General features: G+C 63.2%; 22 protein-coding genes and 3 tRNA genes. 7 read left to right on the top strand and 18 right to left on the bottom strand.

The features are described from left to right. Positions 1-9: 9 nt before the first annotated feature. The 6 genes from TL5118_RS19820 to TL5118_RS19795 all read right to left on the bottom strand — a co-directional run bounded on the left by TL5118_RS19820 (position 10) and on the right by TL5118_RS19795 (position 5,116). Positions 10-597 (bottom strand): hypothetical protein, encoded by a 588-nt coding sequence (locus TL5118_RS19820; protein WP_058243539.1) that lies wholly within the window; start codon positions 595-597, stop codon positions 10-12. 1 nt (position 598) lies between these two features. Further along, entirely contained in the window at positions 599-3,040 is a 2,442-nt protein-coding gene (locus tag TL5118_RS19815) for a phage tail tape measure C-terminal domain-containing protein (RefSeq protein WP_058243540.1), read from the bottom strand. Then, a complete protein-coding gene (locus tag TL5118_RS19810; RefSeq protein WP_058243541.1) occupies positions 3,033-3,263 on the bottom strand; it encodes a DUF7697 family protein in 231 nt (76 codons plus the stop codon). The genes TL5118_RS19815 and TL5118_RS19810 overlap by 8 nt, the downstream gene beginning before the upstream one ends. Positions 3,264-3,358: 95 nt before the next feature. Then, on the bottom strand, positions 3,359-3,721 hold the full coding sequence (locus TL5118_RS19805; RefSeq protein WP_058243542.1) for a phage-derived protein YdaY family protein: 363 nt from the start codon (positions 3,719-3,721) through the stop codon (positions 3,359-3,361). 2 nt (positions 3,722-3,723) lie between these two features. Further along, positions 3,724-4,665: a phage tail tube protein gene (locus TL5118_RS19800; RefSeq protein WP_058243543.1), complete on the bottom strand. Its 942-nt coding sequence runs from the start codon at positions 4,663-4,665 to the stop codon at positions 3,724-3,726. A 25-nt stretch (positions 4,666-4,690) separates the two neighbouring features. After that, positions 4,691-5,116, bottom strand: a complete 426-nt coding sequence (locus tag TL5118_RS19795; RefSeq protein WP_058243640.1) for a hypothetical protein — start codon at positions 5,114-5,116, stop codon at positions 4,691-4,693. 43 nt (positions 5,117-5,159) lie between these two features. On the opposite strand from TL5118_RS19795, the gene TL5118_RS19790 reads away from it, so the two are divergent. From TL5118_RS19790 to TL5118_RS19780, 3 genes are all read left to right on the top strand, one after another. Further along, a tRNA-Ile gene (locus TL5118_RS19790) sits at positions 5,160-5,235 on the top strand. Positions 5,236-5,237: 2 nt separating this feature from the next. After that, positions 5,238-5,322 (top strand) — tRNA-Leu (locus TL5118_RS19785). A 2-nt stretch (positions 5,323-5,324) separates the two neighbouring features. Next, positions 5,325-5,414: transfer RNA gene (locus TL5118_RS19780), tRNA-Ser, on the top strand. 6 nt (positions 5,415-5,420) lie between these two features. Here the strand turns inward: TL5118_RS19780 and TL5118_RS19775 are convergent. From TL5118_RS19775 to TL5118_RS19735, 9 genes are all read right to left on the bottom strand, one after another. Beyond that, on the bottom strand, positions 5,421-6,053 hold the full coding sequence (locus tag TL5118_RS19775; RefSeq protein ID WP_058243544.1) for a DUF6441 family protein: 633 nt from the start codon (positions 6,051-6,053) through the stop codon (positions 5,421-5,423). Then, positions 6,050-6,361, bottom strand: coding sequence for a head-tail joining protein (locus TL5118_RS19770; RefSeq protein WP_058243545.1), 312 nt, complete (start codon positions 6,359-6,361; stop codon positions 6,050-6,052). The genes TL5118_RS19775 and TL5118_RS19770 overlap by 4 nt, the downstream gene beginning before the upstream one ends. Before the next feature lie 12 nt (positions 6,362-6,373). Then, positions 6,374-7,396 (bottom strand): major capsid protein, encoded by a 1,023-nt coding sequence (locus TL5118_RS19765; protein WP_058243546.1) that lies wholly within the window; start codon positions 7,394-7,396, stop codon positions 6,374-6,376. Positions 7,397-7,436: 40 nt separating this feature from the next. Next, entirely contained in the window at positions 7,437-7,817 is a 381-nt protein-coding gene (locus TL5118_RS19760; protein ID WP_058243547.1) for a head decoration protein, read from the bottom strand. Between the two features lie 97 nt (positions 7,818-7,914). Continuing rightward, entirely contained in the window at positions 7,915-9,336 is a 1,422-nt protein-coding gene (locus TL5118_RS19755; protein WP_058243548.1) for a S49 family peptidase, read from the bottom strand. Further along, the gene (locus TL5118_RS19750; RefSeq protein ID WP_058243549.1) at positions 9,336-10,832 is read right to left on the bottom strand and encodes a phage portal protein; all 1,497 of its coding nucleotides are present in this window, start codon (positions 10,830-10,832) and stop codon (positions 9,336-9,338) included. Before TL5118_RS19750 ends, TL5118_RS19755 begins: the two co-directional genes overlap by 1 nt. Further along, complete coding sequence (locus TL5118_RS19745) at positions 10,832-11,041, bottom strand: phage head-tail joining protein (RefSeq protein WP_058243550.1); 210 nt, start codon at positions 11,039-11,041, stop codon at positions 10,832-10,834. The genes TL5118_RS19750 and TL5118_RS19745 overlap by 1 nt, the downstream gene beginning before the upstream one ends. Positions 11,042-11,044: 3 nt before the next feature. Beyond that, positions 11,045-13,084, bottom strand: coding sequence for a phage terminase large subunit family protein (locus TL5118_RS19740; protein ID WP_058243551.1), 2,040 nt, complete (start codon positions 13,082-13,084; stop codon positions 11,045-11,047). Next, a complete protein-coding gene (locus tag TL5118_RS19735) occupies positions 13,032-13,586 on the bottom strand; it encodes a hypothetical protein (RefSeq protein ID WP_058243552.1) in 555 nt (184 codons plus the stop codon). Before TL5118_RS19735 ends, TL5118_RS19740 begins: the two co-directional genes overlap by 53 nt. 121 nt (positions 13,587-13,707) lie before the next feature. On the opposite strand from TL5118_RS19735, the gene TL5118_RS19730 reads away from it, so the two are divergent. From TL5118_RS19730 to TL5118_RS19715, 4 genes are all read left to right on the top strand, one after another. Then, positions 13,708-13,890, top strand: a complete 183-nt coding sequence (locus TL5118_RS19730) for a hypothetical protein (RefSeq protein ID WP_058243553.1) — start codon at positions 13,708-13,710, stop codon at positions 13,888-13,890. A gap of 10 nt (positions 13,891-13,900) precedes the next feature. Next, a complete protein-coding gene (locus TL5118_RS19725) occupies positions 13,901-14,176 on the top strand; it encodes a hypothetical protein (RefSeq protein ID WP_058243554.1) in 276 nt (91 codons plus the stop codon). 111 nt (positions 14,177-14,287) lie between these two features. Continuing rightward, positions 14,288-14,689 carry a hypothetical protein gene (locus TL5118_RS19720; RefSeq protein ID WP_058243555.1) on the top strand — a complete coding sequence of 134 codons (402 nt, stop codon included), beginning with the start codon at positions 14,288-14,290 and terminating at the stop codon, positions 14,687-14,689. A 35-nt stretch (positions 14,690-14,724) separates the two neighbouring features. Then, entirely contained in the window at positions 14,725-15,294 is a 570-nt protein-coding gene (locus TL5118_RS19715) for a DUF3489 domain-containing protein (RefSeq protein WP_058243556.1), read from the top strand. A gap of 9 nt (positions 15,295-15,303) precedes the next feature. Here the strand turns inward: TL5118_RS19715 and TL5118_RS19710 are convergent, their stop codons facing one another. The 3 genes from TL5118_RS19710 to TL5118_RS19700 all read right to left on the bottom strand — a co-directional run bounded on the left by TL5118_RS19710 (position 15,304) and on the right by TL5118_RS19700 (position 17,588). Further along, positions 15,304-15,510, bottom strand: a complete 207-nt coding sequence (locus tag TL5118_RS19710) for a DUF7220 family protein (RefSeq protein WP_370701693.1) — start codon at positions 15,508-15,510, stop codon at positions 15,304-15,306. Continuing rightward, a complete protein-coding gene (locus TL5118_RS19705; RefSeq protein WP_058243558.1) occupies positions 15,510-16,772 on the bottom strand; it encodes a site-specific DNA-methyltransferase in 1,263 nt (420 codons plus the stop codon). The genes TL5118_RS19710 and TL5118_RS19705 overlap by 1 nt, the downstream gene beginning before the upstream one ends. Before the next feature lie 426 nt (positions 16,773-17,198). Continuing rightward, positions 17,199-17,588, bottom strand: a complete 390-nt coding sequence (locus TL5118_RS19700) for a helix-turn-helix domain-containing protein (protein WP_058243559.1) — start codon at positions 17,586-17,588, stop codon at positions 17,199-17,201. Positions 17,589-17,641 lie beyond the last annotated feature (53 nt).

Below are 17,641 nucleotides of genomic sequence, written 5' to 3'. Positions count from 1 at the left end.
CCTCGCTGGTTAAAGGGCTTCGCGGGCGGAGATCGTGAAACGGTGCTGATCAGCCCGACCGATGACCGAGGGAATCGGGGCCGTCAGCCGCAACAGGACCGACGGGGCATCGAGGCCGAGAAGCGTGCCGACCGGCACGGAAGCCCGAAGCGGTGGTACAAACTCCAACGTCGCCTCACTGCCCACGGGCGTCACATCGGCAGTCAGCTGATAGAGCCGCGTCGTCACATCGCTGCCCAGCTGGAAGAAATCCCCCGCGCGAAGCCCAAGTCCCCACCCGGCCGTGCGCAGGGTTGAGGATCCTGCAACCTGCGCCTCAGTGACATAAGGGTTGCCTGCCGCCACCGGTACCTCGATCGAGGGATCGGGGAACAGGAACCGGCCTCGCAATCCGCCCAGCGCGGTGAAGAAGGCCGAGAGCCGCCGAGCCTTGCCCCCTTGGGTCACCGCCATCTCAAACTGGTACTCCCACCATGAGGCCCCCCAGTCCTGGATCTGGGATGTGCCGGTGAACGGCGAGCGCGCCTCGGCGACTGATGTGACCAGCCGCCGCTCAAGCGAGGTGACGAGCGTCAACGGCAAGACAGGAATGGCCATTTCAGATCACCTGACCCCGGCGCCGCCCATCGGCCACGCTTTCCTTGGCAATGCGCGCGATCTCGGGGATGGCCGCGCGAAGGCGCGCATCGATCTGCTCAGCCACACCCATCTGCGCCCCGCGCGCGTCGATGTTCACGGTGACGCCCGCGCCAATGCTGCCGCCTCGGCCATAGTCAGTTGCTTCGCGCCGGTTGAGCACCCGTTCCCCACGCTGCAGGATCGTCGGGACCTCGTCGGGGCGGAGACCAGCCCAACCGCCGGAATGCATCCGGGGCGCCGCCGCGAACGCCAGCGCTGGTACCGAGCGAGTGTGTCCCGATAACCCTACGATGCCGCCCGCATGCGAAACGGCCGCCACGACGGACCCGCCGCCGAAGATGCCCGAGAGCGCCGAGGCGATGGGCCCCAGCACCGCGCGCTTGAACGACAGGACCGCAAGGTCCGCCAAGATTGAGCGCACGAGGCCCTTGAAGTCGAACTTGCCGGTCTCGACGAAGCTTCGGAATGCGCTTTCTGCACCGCTGAAGGCGCTGGTCAGGGTTTCGCCGAGGCCTTTGCCCCAGTTCAGGGCGTCGGTAGCATAGGCTTGAAGAGATTCTGAGACTGCACGCCACCCAGTGGCGATCCGATCTCCAGCGCTGCCCGCAGCCCCTCCCGCGCGCCCCATGGCATCCGACAGCCGATCTGCAGAGGCCGTGGCCTCATCCAGCGCCGCTGCACCTTCTTCGCCGGTGCCCGCAACAGCGTCACGCAGCGCACCCCAGGAGGTGAGTGGTGCCGTCGCGCCATTGGCGAGATCGGTGGCGGCCTGACGGTAGGTGTTCGCGGTGGACAGCGCCTCGGCAGCAATTGCATCAAGGCCAAGGTCAGGGGGCGTGAGCGGGTTGTCTTCGAAGGCTCGGCGAAAGGCCTCTGCTGCAGCCGTTCCAGCGTCGGCGGAGGCCCCGGAAAAGGGGTTTGGGATGTCACCAAGACTGATTTCGCCGATCTGACCAAAGGTGGTCTCGATGCCGACAGCCGCCAGCGCATCGCGAATGTTTCCTGTAAAGGCGTCGATCCTGCGGATTGCGCCGTTCAACATGGCTTCGATCCCGTCGAGCATGCGGTTGGCAGCCGAGAAGACAAGATCCCCGATCACATCCGGCAGGCGCGACCAGATTTCGCGGACGGCCAAGAGTGCACCCTCGAAGGTATTCGCCGTAGTGTTGCCGAAGGCGACCACACTCTCTATCGCTCCAGCCATCCCGGTCGCAGCATCGGCTTTGAGATCATAGAACATGGCCGTGGCGCGCGATCCCGCGGCGTTGGCGCCCATCTTGATCCGTTCCCAGACCTCGACCGCGACATCCTTCAAGAGCCGCATGGCCTCGCCGAAGCCGCCTGCGCCAGACGCCAGCCGGGTGAACCAGTAGACAAGTTCCCCGGCACCGACGATGAGGGCACCGATGCCAGTACGGATAAGCGCTCCGCGCAAAACAACGAGCGTCGTGGCCAATCCCCGCACCGACAGGGCGGCCGCCGCCATCGCGGCCACCCAGCGACCGACAAGGAAACTGGCAAATGTCCCCGCATAGATCGCCAGCCTATCAAGGTTGGCCAGCACAGCATCAAAGGCCCGACTGATTGGGCTGGTGCTGGACGCAAGGGCGACAAACGCATTGGCCACCGCTTCCAGCGACGGGGCCAGCGCGACAGCGATCCGATTGCGCACGCCGGTGAAGACCTGCCCAATGCTGACCAGCGCGAGTTCCGACCGGCGCATGGCGGCGATGGCATCTGCATCGAGCACCGCCCCAAGGGCCTGCGCTTGTGTCCCGAGGCGGGTCATTTCTGCGCCGCCGTTTTGCAGGAGCGGGATCAGCCGCGTTGCATCCGAGGCCATAGCCTCGAGATAGAAGGTCATCTCCTGTTGGCTGACGCCCGCGCGCTCGAGGCTGTCGACATAGAGTTGTAGCGCTTCCGGCCCCGAAAGCCGGGCGAACTGGTCCGCCGTCACACCTACTCTTGGCGCGATGTTCTCGAAGAAATCCGCCATAGGACCGCCACCTGTCTGCAGGAAGTCGCCGACGCGGTCGTTCACGTCCTTCAGGATGTCGGCGAGCTTTTCTTGTTCTATTCCGACGGTGGCGGAGGCCGCCGACCAGCGCTGGAAAACCTCCGGGTTCGCATTGGCGACCTGGCTGAGCTGGTTGATTTCGTTGGCGGCAGAAACCGTCGAGCGGGTCATCGCGACAACAGCACCGGCCAAGGCGGTGGCGGCAGCGGTGGCGGCAATCCGGGCCCGGCGCCCAAAGGCCGCCATACGCGCATTGGCTTGGTCCAGCTCGCGGCTGAGGCGCCCCAAGCCGCGCGCACCTGCCTCTCCGACACCCTCGAGTTCGGCACGCACCTGGCGCCCACCGGTTGCGGAGAGGCGGACGGAGACACGTTTCTCAGCCATTGCGATGTTCGATCTCTTCGTTGGTTTTGCGCACCATCACCGCCTCAATGGGCGGCAAGAGTTCCGCGATAATGAGGGGCGAGAGCCCGAGGGCCGCCCCGATTTGGAGGGCAGCAGCCATATCCCAGCCGAGCACAGCGCTGCCGCTCATGCCGCCCGCGATGCGGACCTGTCCGCCAAGGCGCTGAACCAGGTCCCAGACCTGCCAGCCCTCGAAGGTCATGGGCTGATGGAGAGTGCGCGGGCAGTCCGCGCAAACAGATGGGCATGCGGCGCAATAGTCGCCGCCCCCGCCGAACTCCCAGTCGGCGAGAGCGGTCAGGCGTTTTTTTCCATGTCCAGGATCAGCGCGCCTGCGATGTATTTGGTCTGGAAGGCCTCGAAGATCGGCCAGAGTTCCAGAAGGGCGTCAATGCCCTCGGGCGTTAGCGGCAGCGGTTTTCCATCTTCATCACCCACGCCCTCCCAGTCTTTGACAACGATCCTGGCAACGGCCTTGGCCACGATGCGCGCGAGGTCATCATTGGAGGCGCTGCCGTCAGCATCACCGGCGGCAGCGACGATCGTCGGATCACTGCGCGCGGCCAACATGATGGCGGTGGTGAGCGGCTCAACCAGCAGCCGCACGCCATGGCCGAGGTCGAGCCAGCGCTGCTCGGTAGAGAGGTTCAAGCACAGCATGGTCAGTAAACCTCGCGGTCGTTGGTCAGGGTGACGGTGCACATCCGGCCCAATACCGGGTCGCTGGCGGCCTGCCAGTCGAAGGTTGCCTGCACGCCTTGCGGGCCGGAGATCTCGATCCGAGGGCGTGGCAGATAGACGGCATGCGCGGTGACGGTCAGGCTTTCACCGGTTGGCAGCGTGTAGGAGAACTCAAACTCGCAGGCCTCGCCATTGATCGCCTGTGTCACCAGCGTCTGGTCAGCGAAGCGCACAACGACATTGCCGGTCAGTGCCGCAATTGAGGGATCCGCACCGTCGATCTTGCCATCCGCTCGGATCGTCTCGATGCGATCGAGGTTGTTGGCATAAGTAAGGTCGGCAGAGACAACGTTACCGATATTGGCCCCGTTCCGCGTGATCGACCCGTTGAAATGGCCGAAGCGTTTGAGGGCGATCGTGGCAGGTGTGCCCGCTGCCGTGCTTGTCGCGATTGTCTCACCTTGTGCAACGATACTGGCGGTCGCCGTCAGCAGCCCTGATCGCGCCATCTGCCAGTTCAGGCTGTCGACCATGCAGCCGGAATACATCGCGTAGCGCGGCACCTCGGGCATGCCGGTCTCGACTGAGAAGCTGGGCAGCGCCCAGTTTCCGGAGCGGAACTCGTGGCTATAGGGCGCATCGGCACCCGTTGTGGTGGGCGCGCCAAAAGCGGCCTTCAGCCAGAAGCCGAAGGCCTCGGCGTCAATCGGGATGACCACATCGCCATCCGCCGTCACCGCATCCTTGATTGGAGCCTGCGGATCCCGACCGTATCCCAGCAATTCTGAGGTCTGCAGCGGTTGCTCTGCCCCCAGCGTCGTGCTGGCAAAGGGCATCTTGGTGAAGCTGCTCAACGGTGGCGTGCCATAGGTCGTTTCGAACGCCAGCGCCATTTGCGCCCGCGCGCCTTGGGCTCGTGCCATGGTGTTTCTCCTTGAATTGGTCTCGTCAGCCCAGCGCGTCACTGGTCGCGTAGTGAAGGGTGATCGGAATGATCCCGGCTTTCAGGGATGCGGCTCCCTCGACTGGAAGGTCGACAGGTTCAGCAGCCTCTGGCTCGACCCAATCGCATAGACCCCGCAATGTCCGGTCAGCGGCGATCACAGCGCCGACCTGAGTGATAAGCTCGTCAAAAAGGACGTCCCGATCCGTTGCTGATTGCACGATCATTTCGAGTTCAGCACGATGCTGGAAATGATAGGTCAGCGGCGACAACGTTACGCCTGGCTCGCCCGGGGTGCCGTCACGCAGGATCATGAGACCTGCGGGCGGGATGCGTTCCGGGAGAACTTCTCCGCGCAGAACGGGCACATGCGGGATCGTCCTGAGCAGGTCCGCCAATGCGGTCAGGATGGTTTCGCGGGTGGTGGGCATGTGGTTGTTTTCTGCCTTGAATTCCGCCATCACAGCTAGCGGCGGGCCTGTAGCTCAGCGGTTAGAGCAGGGCGCTCATAACGCCTTGGTCGCAGGTTCGAATCCTGCCGGGCCTACCACCGCCCCCTTGGCGGAATCGGTAGACGCCAGGGACTTAAAATCCCTTGCCTTCGGGCGTGCCGGTTCGAGTCCGGCAGGGGGCACCAAAGGAAGTGTGGCCGAGTGGTTTAAGGCTCTGGTCTTGAAAACCAGCGTAGGTGAAAGCCTACCGTGGGTTCGAATCCCACCGCTTCCGCCAGCCCTTTCACGACGCCCGCGCATCGAGCCAGTTCGCCAAAATCAGCCCCGGTATCGCTGCCTGCGCTTGTTCTGCGTCCCGCGCCAGCGACAGCCGTTTGGCGAGTTTCACCTGGGGCACCAAGAGGAAAATCGGCACCGTGCTCTGTCCACGCCCAGTCTTGGACCGTGATGCCACGCCCAGCCCGCGACTGTTCAGCCGCCCGTCGGCCACGAGCAGGCTTGGACTGCCCCGCCGATAGACAAACCGAAGGCGTAGTCCGCGCCGCCTTTCCCATTCGCCGGGCGTGAGCGCCTTGCCGCGCGAGCCCTTACCGGCCGCTGGCGTTGGGATGGCAAGCCAGAACCCGTCTTTCGACCTGATCAAGGGTCCCGCGTCATGCGCCCCGATGATCTGGGGTGCGTTGGACCAAATGAACGCGGCCGCCTCGAGGCTTTCGCCCGCCGCCGGAAAGGTCTTGGACCTGATCGTGTTGGCAAGCCGCTGTCCAAGGCGAGCGCGCGTGATCTGGGCGCGCCAGTCTGACTTCAGGTTGCTGCCCGCCGCGCGCATTGCCGTGGTCACGGCCTTTTCGCCAGCGAGGATTTCGGCGCGCATCGCGGTGACGATGTCGCCAGTCACGGAGAGGTCGAGTTTCACGCGGGCGTCGCCTCAATGGTCCAGATCAGCCGCTCGCGATCGCGGATCGGCTCACCTTGGATCAGGAAGGTCTCAAAGCCGAAAAGGATCTGCTCATCAGGGCGGGGTGCGGGGAGTTCCGAAACGCGCACATCAAAGCGCATAGTCTCTGAGACCAGGCGCGCGGCCCCGAACGTGGTCACATCATCATTGCGACGCATGATGATGCGGATGCGGGTGAACTGCCCTTCGCTGTCGCGATGCCAAGCCTCATGGGCGAGGTTCGGATCAGCGAAGAGCAGATCGAGGGCCACGGCAAAGGCCGTCATGTCTCAGCGGCCTCAGTTCGAGCTGAAGATCCGGATGGCCAGCCGCGGGCGCTTGTTGACCGGCAGGATCGAGGCCTCGGTCATGAGATCGATCCAGCGCCCCTTGGTGTCCATCATCTGCCGCGCGTAAAGCGGCAGACCCACGGTGTTGGCCGTCTCCAGCAAGTTGGCCGGTCCGCCATAGGTGGTGAAGGTGTCGAAGGTGCCAAGCGGGAAGGCGATGCCCTCGCCCGCGGGGATCAGCCGCTCTGAGGTGCCGTTCGAGAGGGTGACCGAGCCGTTGTATTCCTCAAAAAGAATGCCTGCGAAGGGGAAGGCCCGGCGCATGTCCTCGCGAAGCGGCTGACCGCCGGTCGCCGAGAAGAATTTGTAGGCCTCTTCCGTCTTCGGGTGGCTGATTAGCTTGTCGAAGAACTCCGAGCTCACAAGCGCATGCGCCGTGGTCATGGTCTCTCCGAGCAGGCTGTCCTCGATCCCACGCAGCACGGTGCGAACCTTGGCCTGCACATTCGTTCCGGCCGTACCGAAGACGAAGTCGACCGAGATCTGTTCGATCCCGAATTCCGTGAAGTAGTTGTAGAGGGTCGTGCCCGCGCCGTCCTTCACGATGCCGCGCAGCGCGTTCATCTCCATGTATTCGCGGGTCTGGGCATGCTTGCGGCGCATCAGCGTTAGCTTGCGGTTCATCACCTCGACTAAGGGATCGGCTGCGTCTGAGAGGCCCAGCGCGGGCATGCCCTGGATATCGGCGGGCAGGATCACATCGTCATGTGGGATCCAGGGGAGCGCAAAGCTGCGCATCGAGCGCTGCTCGCGGGTGCCGACGGTGGCGGGCGCGCCCAGCGGCACCGAAGGCAGGAGGCTCAGAACCCCCTCGCGCTGTTCGATGACAATGGAGCGTTGCGTGACGCCTTCAAAGCGAAACAGGCCGATCTGGCCGAGGCGTGTATAGAGATTGGGCAGGATGTTGATGGCCTGCGTCATTTCGGCGAGCGAATAGCCGCCCGCGTCAAACGGGTTGCGCGTGATAGTCATGGGGAACTCCGGGAATGAGGGGAGGAATCTTGCGGCCGGATCAGGCGGCGTCGCGTGGGATGATGCCGAGCGCGGTCAACTGGGCGTGTTTGGCCGCCGTTTTGGCCGCGTCATCGACGCTGGCATCGAACACCAGCGCGGCTTTGGAGATGATGGCCGGCCCGCGAACGATCACGACCGCCTCCTGATCCGTGGCACTGGCATCGGTGGCGTAAAGCAGCACGGCGGTGGCGGTCTGCGCGCCATCCGAGCCACCCGAGGTAGCGAGTTTGTACTTGCCGCTGGCTGTGATGCGGCCGAGCACGGCACCGACAGGGTAGCTGGTGCCGGCCAGCAGCGTGACGGTCTCGCGGGTGAAGTTGGGGTTCAGCTCGTATTTGAGGACGTCGCCCATCGTGGGCGGTTGGGTCAGCACGGACATGGGCAATCTCCTGAAGATTGGGGGTCAAAAAGAAATCCCCCGCCGGGGAGGAGTGGCGGGGGATCAGGTGGGCGGTACAGATGTCAGGGAGAGCAGTTCAGCCCCTGCTGCCCGCCGAGGCAGCCTTCTTCGCGGCAGCCACAATCGGGCTTTCCACGGATTTGGGGAGGAAGGGTGAGGGTGGGGCCGCTACGATGTCGCGAGCATCCGCAGCCGCGGAGGCGCGTTGAAGGACCAGTTTGCGGAGGGCTTCTGGCGCTGTGCCATCGCGGAGCGCCTTCGCCGCATCGATCGCGATGCCGAGCCGACCTGCTTGCGCCGCGATCTCGGCGATCTCGGCTGCCGCCTCGCGAAGCTGAGCCGACAGGTCCGCCAGATTGCTGGGTTGCGCAGCCGCCGGGGTGGGCAAAGGCGCGGCAGCTGCGACGGGCGCGGGGTCTTCTTCCTGTGCGCTTTGTTCAGCTTCCTGCTCATCTTGTTCAGTAGTGCTCTCCAGCACGGTGTCCTCGGTATCGCTGATTTCCGTGTTTGCCTCAGTGGCGTCAGTTGTGGCGCTCATGGCGGCCTCCTTTGCTCGGGGATGACTGGCGCGGGGCAGCCGCGCGGTAGGTGATTGGGCAGACAGGCTTTCGCGAAAGCGGGCAAAGCCACGGGTGAGGTCGATCACCTCATCGGCCAGGCCTGCGGCGACGGCATCCGTTCCGCGGAAGGTGGCAGCCTCGGTCGCCAGCGCCGCATCTTGGTTCAGACGCTCAGCGCGGCCTGCAGCGACGGTCTCGGCGAAGAGGAACCGCAGCACATCGATCTCGCGCTGGATGTCGTCCTGGACGTTCTCTGGCAGTGGCTCGTAGGGATTGCCGTCGACCTTGTGCTGGCCGGAATGGATAAGTGTGACCCGCACACCATCCTGATCGAGCTGGCCGCTGAGATCGGCATGCATCATTACGACGCCGATGCTGCCGACGGCACCGGTGCGCGGCAGCAGGATCCGGTCCGCCTGGGAGGCCAGCGCATAACCCGCCGAGAAAGCGTGCTCGGCGACGAATGCCCAGACGGGCTTGTCGCGGCGCAGGGCCCGGATCTGATCCGCCAGGTCGAAGACGCCCGCCACCTCTCCGCCAAAGCTGTCGATCTCGAGCGCCACCGCGCGCACGGACGGATCGCGTTTTGCAGCCTCGATCTGCGCCGCGATCCCTTCGTAGCTGGTCTGGCCCGAGGACTGTCCGATCCAGCCTCCGCGATGGATTAGAACGCCCGCGATCTCGATCACGGCGATGCCGTCGACAACCGGGTAGGGCGCATTGCCATGTTGCTGCAGACGCTCGGTGAGGTTTCCGGCCAGAATGCTGGCGCGGGCGGGTGTCGCGGCCGTGATGTCGTGTGCCGCGTAGCCGTCCGAAAGCTCTACCTGTCGTCCTAGAATGCGCGACCCGAGCCCTGACAGAAAAGCCATGGCCTTGGTGGGTTCAACCAGCAGTGGCGTGTTGAAAGCGCGCGCGGCAATGCGGACATGGAGCATCAGGCTTGGTCCTCGTCAGGGCGCGGGCGGTCTTCCGCGTCATCGGTCTCATTGTTTGGCTCGGCCTCATCGTCCTCGATAGGAACCGCCTGCACGCCTTGCGCGGGCGATCCTGGCCGGCGGAAATCAAGGCCCAGTGCACGTTCGCGTTCCCGCTCGGATGCGATTTCCCGATCAACTTGCTCCGCGTCATAGCCGCGTTCGGCGATGGCCTGCGTTCGGGATTTCAGGCCCGCCTCGATCTGGGCGATTTCGGCATTGGCGTCTTTCAGCGGGTCGACCCAATCCCATTTGGTGGGCAACCAATCTGCTGCCAGCATCCGCGGGCGTTCAGCTTCATAGCCCGGCAGGGCCAGCGTGCCGGACAGAACGGCCAGATCGAGCCAGCGCGCATAGACCGGGCGGCAGAGCTGGTAGACCATCACCGAATGCTGCCAGGCGGAGACGCGGCGGCGGAACTCGATCAGCGCCAGGCGCGAGTTGGAGAAGTTCCCCTTCACCATGTCATTCGCGAGATAGGGGTACGGGATGCCTAACGCTGCCGAGATCTGCAGTAGCGTCCGGTACTGGAACGGCTCGTAGGTTGACCCGCTATCGGCGGGCTGGCCGACGGTCACATCCTCGCCGGGATCCAGTCGCACGATTTGACCGGGGCTGATCTCAACGCCTACAGGCATCTCATCGTCGTCCAAGGGCGCGAGCGGGTTCTCCGGGGCGGGCGAGGTCACGAACATCGCGTACATCGCGGCGACCTTTTTGCGGTCGAGCTCGGCATCGTCATATTGGTCGAGCAGGAACAGCTTCACGATGGCGGGCGCCAGTTTCGAGACGCCGCGCAGCTGACCACCCTCTACTGGGTCCATGACGTGGATGACCTCCGAGGCGGGCACCCTGACAATCTCTCCAGAGAGCCCCGGATCGGTGCTGTCGCTCGGATGGCGGCGGAAGAAGTGATAGGCCACACGGCGCCCGATCCGGTCAAACTCGATGCCCTGCCGGATGGCATTACCGTTGCGCGCCACGCCCGTTTCATGAAGCGGCAGCATTTCCGAGGGCAGCATCTGGAGTTGGAGCGGTACCGTGAGGCCGTCCTCCACCCGCCGCGGCCTGATCCGAACAAAGACTTCGCCTGCCAGGAACACCTCACGCGCCGCTCGCCGCTGAAGCCCGTAGAAATCCGTCAAGCCCTCGGCATCGGCCTCATCCGTCCAGGCGAGCCAGAGCCGCTGCAGCTCTTCCTTTTGGGCGGCATCCGCCAGCTTCGAGATAGGCTTGATCCCGTCGCCCACCGTATTGGCCGCCCAGCTTTCCACCGCGTTCACGGCATAGCCATTGTTGCGCACGAGCCAGCGGGCACGGGCGGTGATGTCGGGCCCGGAGGCCGCAACCAAGGCATTCACATGCGAGCGTGTCGCTTGGAACCCACGCAGGCGGCGATGATGCTGGCCAGCATCGAAGCCACCTATGAAGGCCCCAAGGCGCTGTCGCCAGTTCATCAGAGATCCTTCACGGCATTTGGGCGCAACACGCGCCCAGCGCCGCGTTCGAGTTTCGCGATGCGCCGTTCGACATCACCTATGGCCGCGGCAAGCTCGGCGTCGGTGCCATAATTCACCGTCTTGCCGTCATAGCTCACAGACCGTGTGCCGCTGTAGCGCGCGGCCAAGAGCGCGCTGTGCCGGAGTTTTAGCTCTTCGATGGTCATTGGTCATTCCATGTATTTGGGCGTGCTGATCTTCCAGCCACGCCGCCGGGGCGATGCGATCCGCCCCGCCTGAGGTTCAGTCGGTTTCTCGGGCTCGGCACCCTGCGCTGGCACAGCCGTCTCCACACCGGCCTGCTTCTCCAACTGGCGCCACATCCGTTCATCAAAGCGGTCGGCGCCGAGGATCCACGCGGCGGCCCGCGCATAGACCCTTGTGTCCAGCGCCTCGTTCCTCTCGCGCATCTTTTGCCATTCCTGGCGGCCGTAACCGCGCCGGTCGCGGATGGTGACCAGCTGTTCGGCCACCAGCTGCTTGAGCCATTCGCTGTCCGTCCAGTCGGGCAGGTGGATGGTGCCCGCCGGGTTGGGCACGCCCAACGCGCGATCTTCATCCGACGGCCGTTCAAGGCGCAGATAGCGATAGGTCTCCGCCTTGAAGGTGGCCGTCGCCACTGTCCAAAGCCGTGCTCCGCGCTTGAGCTTCCGCCCATTCACGGTCGCATCGACGAAGGTCGGGCCCGAAACAGGTGTCGCACGGTTGAAGCCTTCGAGCCCCTTCACGGGTGCCACCTGCGCAATACCCTGTGCCCGCGCCCAGGCGTAGACGGCGGAGGTTTCGTAGCCGGTATCGATCGCCAGCTTGGCGAGCGGCATCACGACGCCGTTCTCATGTTGCCATGTCTGGCCTAAGAGGGCGGTCAGCCTCTCCCAGCAGGCCGGGTCATCTGGCCCGCCCGGGATCACGATGTGATCGACGAGCCAGCTTTCCAGACCTCGGCCCCAAGCCCAGACATCGACCTCGATGCGGTCCTTCTGCACATCGGCCCCCGCGGTCAGGAACAGACCACCCATAGGGATCTGCGCCGCATAAGCCTCGCGCCGATCCGCCAGCCGACGCCATTCCGGCGCGTCGCCGCTTTCGACCCAGGTCTCGCCCAAGAGCGTGTTGCGCGCCGCGCGTAGCATTTCGTCCGAGCCCTGCGCTGCCAGCCAATCCCGTGCGATTTGCTCCCAGCTTTTCCAGCCTATCGGCGAATAGAGGGCCGAGAGGTGGAACCCGATGGCGTTGGGATCCGCGCTGGTCGCTGTCGCCCGCCATTCCCCTCGCGCCAGCATGTCCGTCTTGTGGTGCTCGGCGATCGGGCGCTCGCAGCCCTCGCAGGCATAGGCCGCGGTTTCCGGTCGTCCCTTATCCCAGCGCAGGCGTTCGAATTGCAGCCATTGCATATGGTCGCAATGAGGACATGGCACGAAATAGCGCCGCTGATCGCTGGCCTCGAACTCTCGCTCAATGCGCGAGAGCCCCCGGATCGTGGGTGTCGAGACCATGAACACCTTACGCCTGTGCGCGAAGGTCGTGGTGCGCGCTTCGGCCAACGTGACCGGATCGCCTTCTTCGTCGGACGAGGCCGGATAGGCATCGACCTCATCCAGAAACACGTAGCGTGCGGGCATCGAGCGCAGGCCCGTCGCGCTGTTCGCACCGGTCAGCACCAGAATGCCGCCTGAGAATTCCTTTGACAGCATTGAATTGCCCGCATCCCGCGAGCGCGCGGGCTGCACGCGTTCTTTTAGCGCTGGGCTGTCCTCGATCAGCGGATCGATCCTCCCCCGCGAGGTGCGCTTGGCCATCTCGACCGTGGGCAGCACAGCCAGCATGGGGCCAGGTGCGTGATGGATCACAAAGCCGATCCAGTTGTTGCCGGCTTCTGTTGCCCCGACCTGTGCGGCCTTCATGAAGCTGATCCGCTGGGCCGGGTGGTTTGGCGACAGCGCATCCATAATGGCCCGCAGATATGGCGTTCGGGCTGTTCGATATTGCCCCGGTTCAGCCGAGGCCCGCGAGGACAGCTTGCGATGCTTATCTGCCCATTCGGACACGGTCAGGTCAGGGTCGGGCCGCATCCCACGGCGCCACGCGCGCAGGATATCCTCTGCGCCATCAAAGGCGAGATCAAGGCCCTCGGTCAGATCAGGTGTGTTCTCCTCATCATTCAAGCGAGACCCTGAGGTCGGCCAGGGCGTCGAGCTGCTCTCGGACATGGGTTTCCAACACCCTCTGCAAGATCGCAGTCTCGATCGTCACCGCCTTGCCGGATGCCTTCTCCATATCTGCGGATAATTGTGCAGCCATCAGGGCCGCGACTCGGGTGGGCCAGGTGACCCAAAGATCCCGCTCCTGACGGACCAAACGAAACACCAGCGTCTCGGCGCGCGCACGGTCGACCAGCACGCCCTTTTTCTTCTGGATCGACAGCTGCCGTTCCTGAGCCTGGTAAACGGTTAGCGCCGTCCGGGCCTTGATGTAGGATGTGCTGTCGCCTGGGCCTGAGACTGCCGGACCGTCACCAGCTGCCCCAAACCCACCACGTGAGCGCATCTGTTGATCCGGGTCGGTCGCAGTGCCACGCCGCGCATCCGAGGCCACCGCGTTGATGGACCCGTCTGCAAAAAGCACCAGCCGACCGGTCTTGCGCGCCTTCTGTACGGCCCCGCGGGAGATCCCGGCATGCTCAGCATAGGCGCGTTCAGACATACCTTCCATGGCGGTTGGAGTGACCTCAAAATATTGAAAATAAACAGAAAAATCTGCCTATTTGAGTTGATTACACTTCGGTGTCGAGCGATTCTCACATCAAGCAAATTGCCTGATTGGAGAAACACAGATGACCCTTGCCACCCGCTACAACGCGGAAGCCAAGCGCCTGATGCCGCACATGGCAGACGATCTCGCGGTTGACCCCGCGATCGACAACGCCGGCCACATCGACGAAATCGTGTTCCGCCGCAGCGAGTACCTGGGCGGCATGGCGGCGGTCCTCCTCGCGCTGATTGAACAGCAGAAGTGAGGGCGATCCTATGAGCACCCGCGCACAGATCGCCATCCAGACCGGGCCCGAAGAATGGGCGCATGTATATGTCCATTACGATGGCTACCCAGCGCACATGCTTCCCGCGCTAGCCGCGTGGACGCCCGAAGACATCCTTGCCGCAAGGGAAATCCGGCAGGTCAGCGCCGAGGCGTTGGATTGTTTCAACCCGCCTCGGCCGCCCCGGTTCCTCTCGCGGCCGACCTGTGAATTGTCCCATCTCTACCTCTGGCAGGACGGGCATTGGATCGATGCGACGGATTAAGCGCAGTGATCAGATAGCAATTATAGTGCTCTGATTTTGCTACGTTAATCGGCTCTTCAGAGCGATTGTGATTGCACCAAAACGATGCAACTCACCTGAAAGGCCCACGCCATGACCACACACTCCATCCCGCCCAGCCGCAATGAGGACTACGGCTTCTTCCGCACCCTGACCGTCTGCCCAGAGCGCGACCGCCGCAGCGCGGAGGTCTGGGCGCTGGCCTCGCGCCTGATCGCCGAAGCCATCCACGCCGACAGCGAGGACGAGATGAGCGGCATCCGTGATTTCCTCGACAGCCGCATAGGTCGGCATTTCGCCGATGATGTCGTCGGCAATATGACGGGCGGCAACATTGGGCTCGAGGCTGCTATCAGCTCTGCGATCCGCCGCTGGCAGGGCTGGCGCATCGACCGCAAGACTGAACGTGAGCACGGCATCCCTGCGGGGCTGCCTTATCTGACTGGCTGGGTGCAGCACTTCGCCGTCACGGCTGCGATGGAAGATGCCAACTGATCTGCTTCCCGAAACCTTTTGAAAAGGCGTAAACGATGTCCAAACTCACCGATACACAAACCATTATTCTTACCCGCGCCGCATCCCGCCCTGGCAACTTGGCTATGCCTCTGCCCGACGGGCTGGCTGGCGCTGCGGCCAAGATGACCGTCGCCAAGATGATCGAGCGCGGCTGGCTTGAAGAGGTCGATGCCAATCTCCGGCGTCATGAACCGCTCTGGCGTGAGATCGGCGAGGGTCATGGCACGACCTTGATCGCAACTGGGGCCGGACTTGGTGCCATCGGCATTGACCCAGTCGTCGCGAGCGCTGTCAGCAATATCCGCAAGGCTCGACCGGCGGTCAAATCTACAGCAGTGCCCACAGACGCAAGCGCAGGCCCTAAGCTGGTTTCTATCCGGCAAGGTACCAAGCAGGCCCTGTTGATCGAAATGCTTCAGCGCCCCGAAGGTGCCTCGATCACCGAGATTGTTGAGGCGACATCTTGGCAAGCGCATACGGCGAGAGGTGCAATCTCTGGTGCCCTCAAGAAGAAGCTTGGCCTGCCAATTACTTCCGAGAAACACCCCGAGCGCGGCACTGTTTACAAATTGGACGCGGCTTGAGCCCGCCAGTCATCGCCAGCGCTCGAACAGCCGGCGCAGAGCATAGCTGCGCAGCAAGGAGATCATCACAAACAGCGCGCCGATCGCAAGATTGTCGCCAAGGCTAACCTGCAGTCCAAACCATGGGAACACCACGATCTGGGTGATCACGGCCAAAGCATAACCGACCACGACGTTGGTGATCGCTTCAATCAGCGATTGGCGACGCGACTGCATCACGCTGCTAGCCGCTTGGATTTAAGGCTTGCGAAACTCTCCCCGCTGTCTGTCAGAACTGCCTCCTCGCCGGTGAAGGCTTGCCAGCGTTCGATAGCGACATCGACATAAACCGGGTTCAACTCGACGCCGTAGCAAATGCGCCCGGTGGTCTCAGCCGCGATCAGCGTGGTGCCCGATCCCATGAACGGCTCATAGACTGCTTGGCCGGGGCTTGAGTTGTTTAAGATCGGACGGCGCATGCATTCGACCGGTTTTTGCGTGCCGTGTACGGTCTCGGCATCCTGGTCCTTGTTGGCGATCTGCCAGAGCGTGGTTTGTTTGCGATCGCCGGCCCAGTGACCTTTGCCCTTGGCACGCACTGCATACCAGCAGGGCTCATGCTGCCAGTGATAGTCGCCGCGGCTGAGTACCAGCCGATCCTTTGCCCAGATGATCTGGGAGCGGATGGCGAAACCGGCGGCAATTAGACTGTCGGCCACAGTCGCTGCATGAAGCGCGCCATGCCAGATATAGGCCACATCGCCGGGAAAGAGGGACCAAGCCTCGCGCCAATCTGCGCGGTCGTCATTCAGCACCTTGCCTGTGCGTTTCGTCTTGGCCGCGCCCGCTTGGTTGCGCCAGGACGGGTCGTATTCCACGCCGTAGGGTGGGTCAGTCACCATCAGCAACGGTTTGATGCTGCCCAGGAGGCGCCCAACCACATCGGCGCTGGTGCTGTCACCGCAGATCAGTCGATGCGATCCAAGCTGCCAAAGGTCGCCTGCCACCGACACCGGGTTAACCGGCGGCTCCGGGATATCATCCTCGCCCTCAACGGCCCCATCGTCGCTCACCGTCTCTGGATCCTGCAGAAGAGCATCCAGATCCTCATCCGAAAAGCCCAGGAGATCGAGGTCGAAGTCTTCCGCCAAGAGCCCCGCGATCTCATCGCGCAGCATCGCCTCGTCCCATTCGCCAAGCTCGGTCAGCTTGTTATCGGCAATCCGGTAAGCGCGCCGCTCCGCTTCATCAAGATGGCCAAGCCGGATGACAGGGGCCTCGGTCAGGCCCAGCGCGCCGGCTGCCAGCACACGCCCATGGCCCGCAATCAACTCGCCGTCGTCAGCGACCAAGCATGGTACGGTCCATCCGAACTTGGCCATGCTGGCCGCAATCTTCGCAATCTGGGCCTCGCCATGGATCTTCGCGTTCTTGGCATAAGGGCGCAGCTTCTCGATCGGCCAGAGCTCGATCTGGCGCGGCGCAAAGACAAGATCCATGGGGCGGGACGCTCACTGGCTGCAGGCAAGGCATGCTGAAGCCAGCTCCAAATGCATGGGCGTGTCAGCGATCGCGGTGCCGGAAAAACAAAAGCGCCCGTGAGGTTCTCCTCTGGGCGCAAATCTTCGATGTTTCTTTGATAGGTCAAGGGGGCTAGAAATGTCAATCCGTTTTCTGTTTTGAATCAATGGCTTCTTAAAGGGGCGGTGGCTTCCACGAAAGGTGGCTTCCTTGGATTCCTCGGTGGAATCCACCTGAAAGGGCTCTGAGATGCGTAACCCTTTGATAATGAGTCAGGTTTTTGCGCGTTGCCCGCGTGCTGGCTTCCAGGTGGATTCCCCGGTGAAAAGGCCAGACGCTAGGAAACTTGCGCGCTGAGTACGCCCGTATACGCAAAAGCCCGGGGAGGAACCATGGGAGGGGGGTCAGGCCCTCTCACCGTTGGCCTCGAGGTGGTAGGGTGCGATCAGGGACGCAGCTGGGATTTTCCAGCTGGTGTTGATCTTCTGGATCATGCGCAGGGTCAGCGGGCGCTTGCGGTTCATGATTTCGGACGCGCGAGACTTGCCGCCCACCAGCTCGGCCAGATCACTTTGCTTCTTCTTTTTTATGTCCATGAAGATCTTGAGCGTCTCGATCGGATCGAGCGCCTCGATGGGGTATTCACGGTTCTCGTAGGCTTCGATGAGATCGGTAAGGATGTCGAAGCGATCGGCTTCTTCCGTTCCAGGCGCAGGCGGTGCATCGAAGTATTGTTCGATTTCCGCAAGCGCCCAATCCAGATCTTCATCGGTTCGGATGGCGCGGAGGTTCATAGTCTTGGTCTCTGCTTTCGTTTGAAACGTGTTCAATTGAGCGTAATGGGGCC

The sequence above is a fragment of the Thalassovita autumnalis genome, assembly GCF_001458255.1.
Taxonomy (GTDB): domain Bacteria; phylum Pseudomonadota; class Alphaproteobacteria; order Rhodobacterales; family Rhodobacteraceae; genus Thalassobius; species Thalassobius autumnalis.
This window is presented reverse-complemented; position numbering and strand designations above follow the sequence as displayed.

Excerpts from the sequence above, each read along its gene's own strand:
- TL5118_RS19735 (WP_058243552.1), bottom strand. The coding sequence starts at position 13,586 with ATGGAAGGTATGTCTGAACGCGCCTATGCTGAGCATGCCGGGATCTCC.
- TL5118_RS19745 (WP_058243550.1), bottom strand. The coding sequence starts at position 11,041 with ATGACCATCGAAGAGCTAAAACTCCGGCACAGCGCGCTCTTGGCCGCG.
- TL5118_RS19725 (WP_058243554.1), top strand. The coding sequence starts at position 13,901 with ATGAGCACCCGCGCACAGATCGCCATCCAGACCGGGCCCGAAGAATGG.
- TL5118_RS19815 (WP_058243540.1), bottom strand. The coding sequence starts at position 3,040 with ATGGCTGAGAAACGTGTCTCCGTCCGCCTCTCCGCAACCGGTGGGCGC.
- TL5118_RS19720 (WP_058243555.1), top strand. The coding sequence starts at position 14,288 with ATGACCACACACTCCATCCCGCCCAGCCGCAATGAGGACTACGGCTTC.
- TL5118_RS19805 (WP_058243542.1), bottom strand. The coding sequence starts at position 3,721 with ATGCTGTGCTTGAACCTCTCTACCGAGCAGCGCTGGCTCGACCTCGGC.
- TL5118_RS19800 (WP_058243543.1), bottom strand. The coding sequence starts at position 4,665 with ATGGCACGAGCCCAAGGCGCGCGGGCGCAAATGGCGCTGGCGTTCGAA.
- TL5118_RS19755 (WP_058243548.1), bottom strand. The coding sequence starts at position 9,336 with ATGCTCCATGTCCGCATTGCCGCGCGCGCTTTCAACACGCCACTGCTG.
- TL5118_RS19715 (WP_058243556.1), top strand. The coding sequence starts at position 14,725 with ATGTCCAAACTCACCGATACACAAACCATTATTCTTACCCGCGCCGCA.
- TL5118_RS19820 (WP_058243539.1), bottom strand. The coding sequence starts at position 597 with ATGGCCATTCCTGTCTTGCCGTTGACGCTCGTCACCTCGCTTGAGCGG.
- TL5118_RS19760 (WP_058243547.1), bottom strand. The coding sequence starts at position 7,817 with ATGTCCGTGCTGACCCAACCGCCCACGATGGGCGACGTCCTCAAATAC.
- TL5118_RS19795 (WP_058243640.1), bottom strand. The coding sequence starts at position 5,116 with ATGCCCACCACCCGCGAAACCATCCTGACCGCATTGGCGGACCTGCTC.
- TL5118_RS19730 (WP_058243553.1), top strand. The coding sequence starts at position 13,708 with ATGACCCTTGCCACCCGCTACAACGCGGAAGCCAAGCGCCTGATGCCG.
- TL5118_RS19740 (WP_058243551.1), bottom strand. The coding sequence starts at position 13,084 with ATGTCCGAGAGCAGCTCGACGCCCTGGCCGACCTCAGGGTCTCGCTTG.
- TL5118_RS19700 (WP_058243559.1), bottom strand. The coding sequence starts at position 17,588 with ATGAACCTCCGCGCCATCCGAACCGATGAAGATCTGGATTGGGCGCTT.
- TL5118_RS19765 (WP_058243546.1), bottom strand. The coding sequence starts at position 7,396 with ATGACTATCACGCGCAACCCGTTTGACGCGGGCGGCTATTCGCTCGCC.
- TL5118_RS19810 (WP_058243541.1), bottom strand. The coding sequence starts at position 3,263 with ATGACCTTCGAGGGCTGGCAGGTCTGGGACCTGGTTCAGCGCCTTGGC.
- TL5118_RS19770 (WP_058243545.1), bottom strand. The coding sequence starts at position 6,361 with ATGACGGCCTTTGCCGTGGCCCTCGATCTGCTCTTCGCTGATCCGAAC.
- TL5118_RS19750 (WP_058243549.1), bottom strand. The coding sequence starts at position 10,832 with ATGAACTGGCGACAGCGCCTTGGGGCCTTCATAGGTGGCTTCGATGCT.
- TL5118_RS19710 (WP_370701693.1), bottom strand. The coding sequence starts at position 15,510 with ATGCAGTCGCGTCGCCAATCGCTGATTGAAGCGATCACCAACGTCGTG.
- TL5118_RS19705 (WP_058243558.1), bottom strand. The coding sequence starts at position 16,772 with ATGGATCTTGTCTTTGCGCCGCGCCAGATCGAGCTCTGGCCGATCGAG.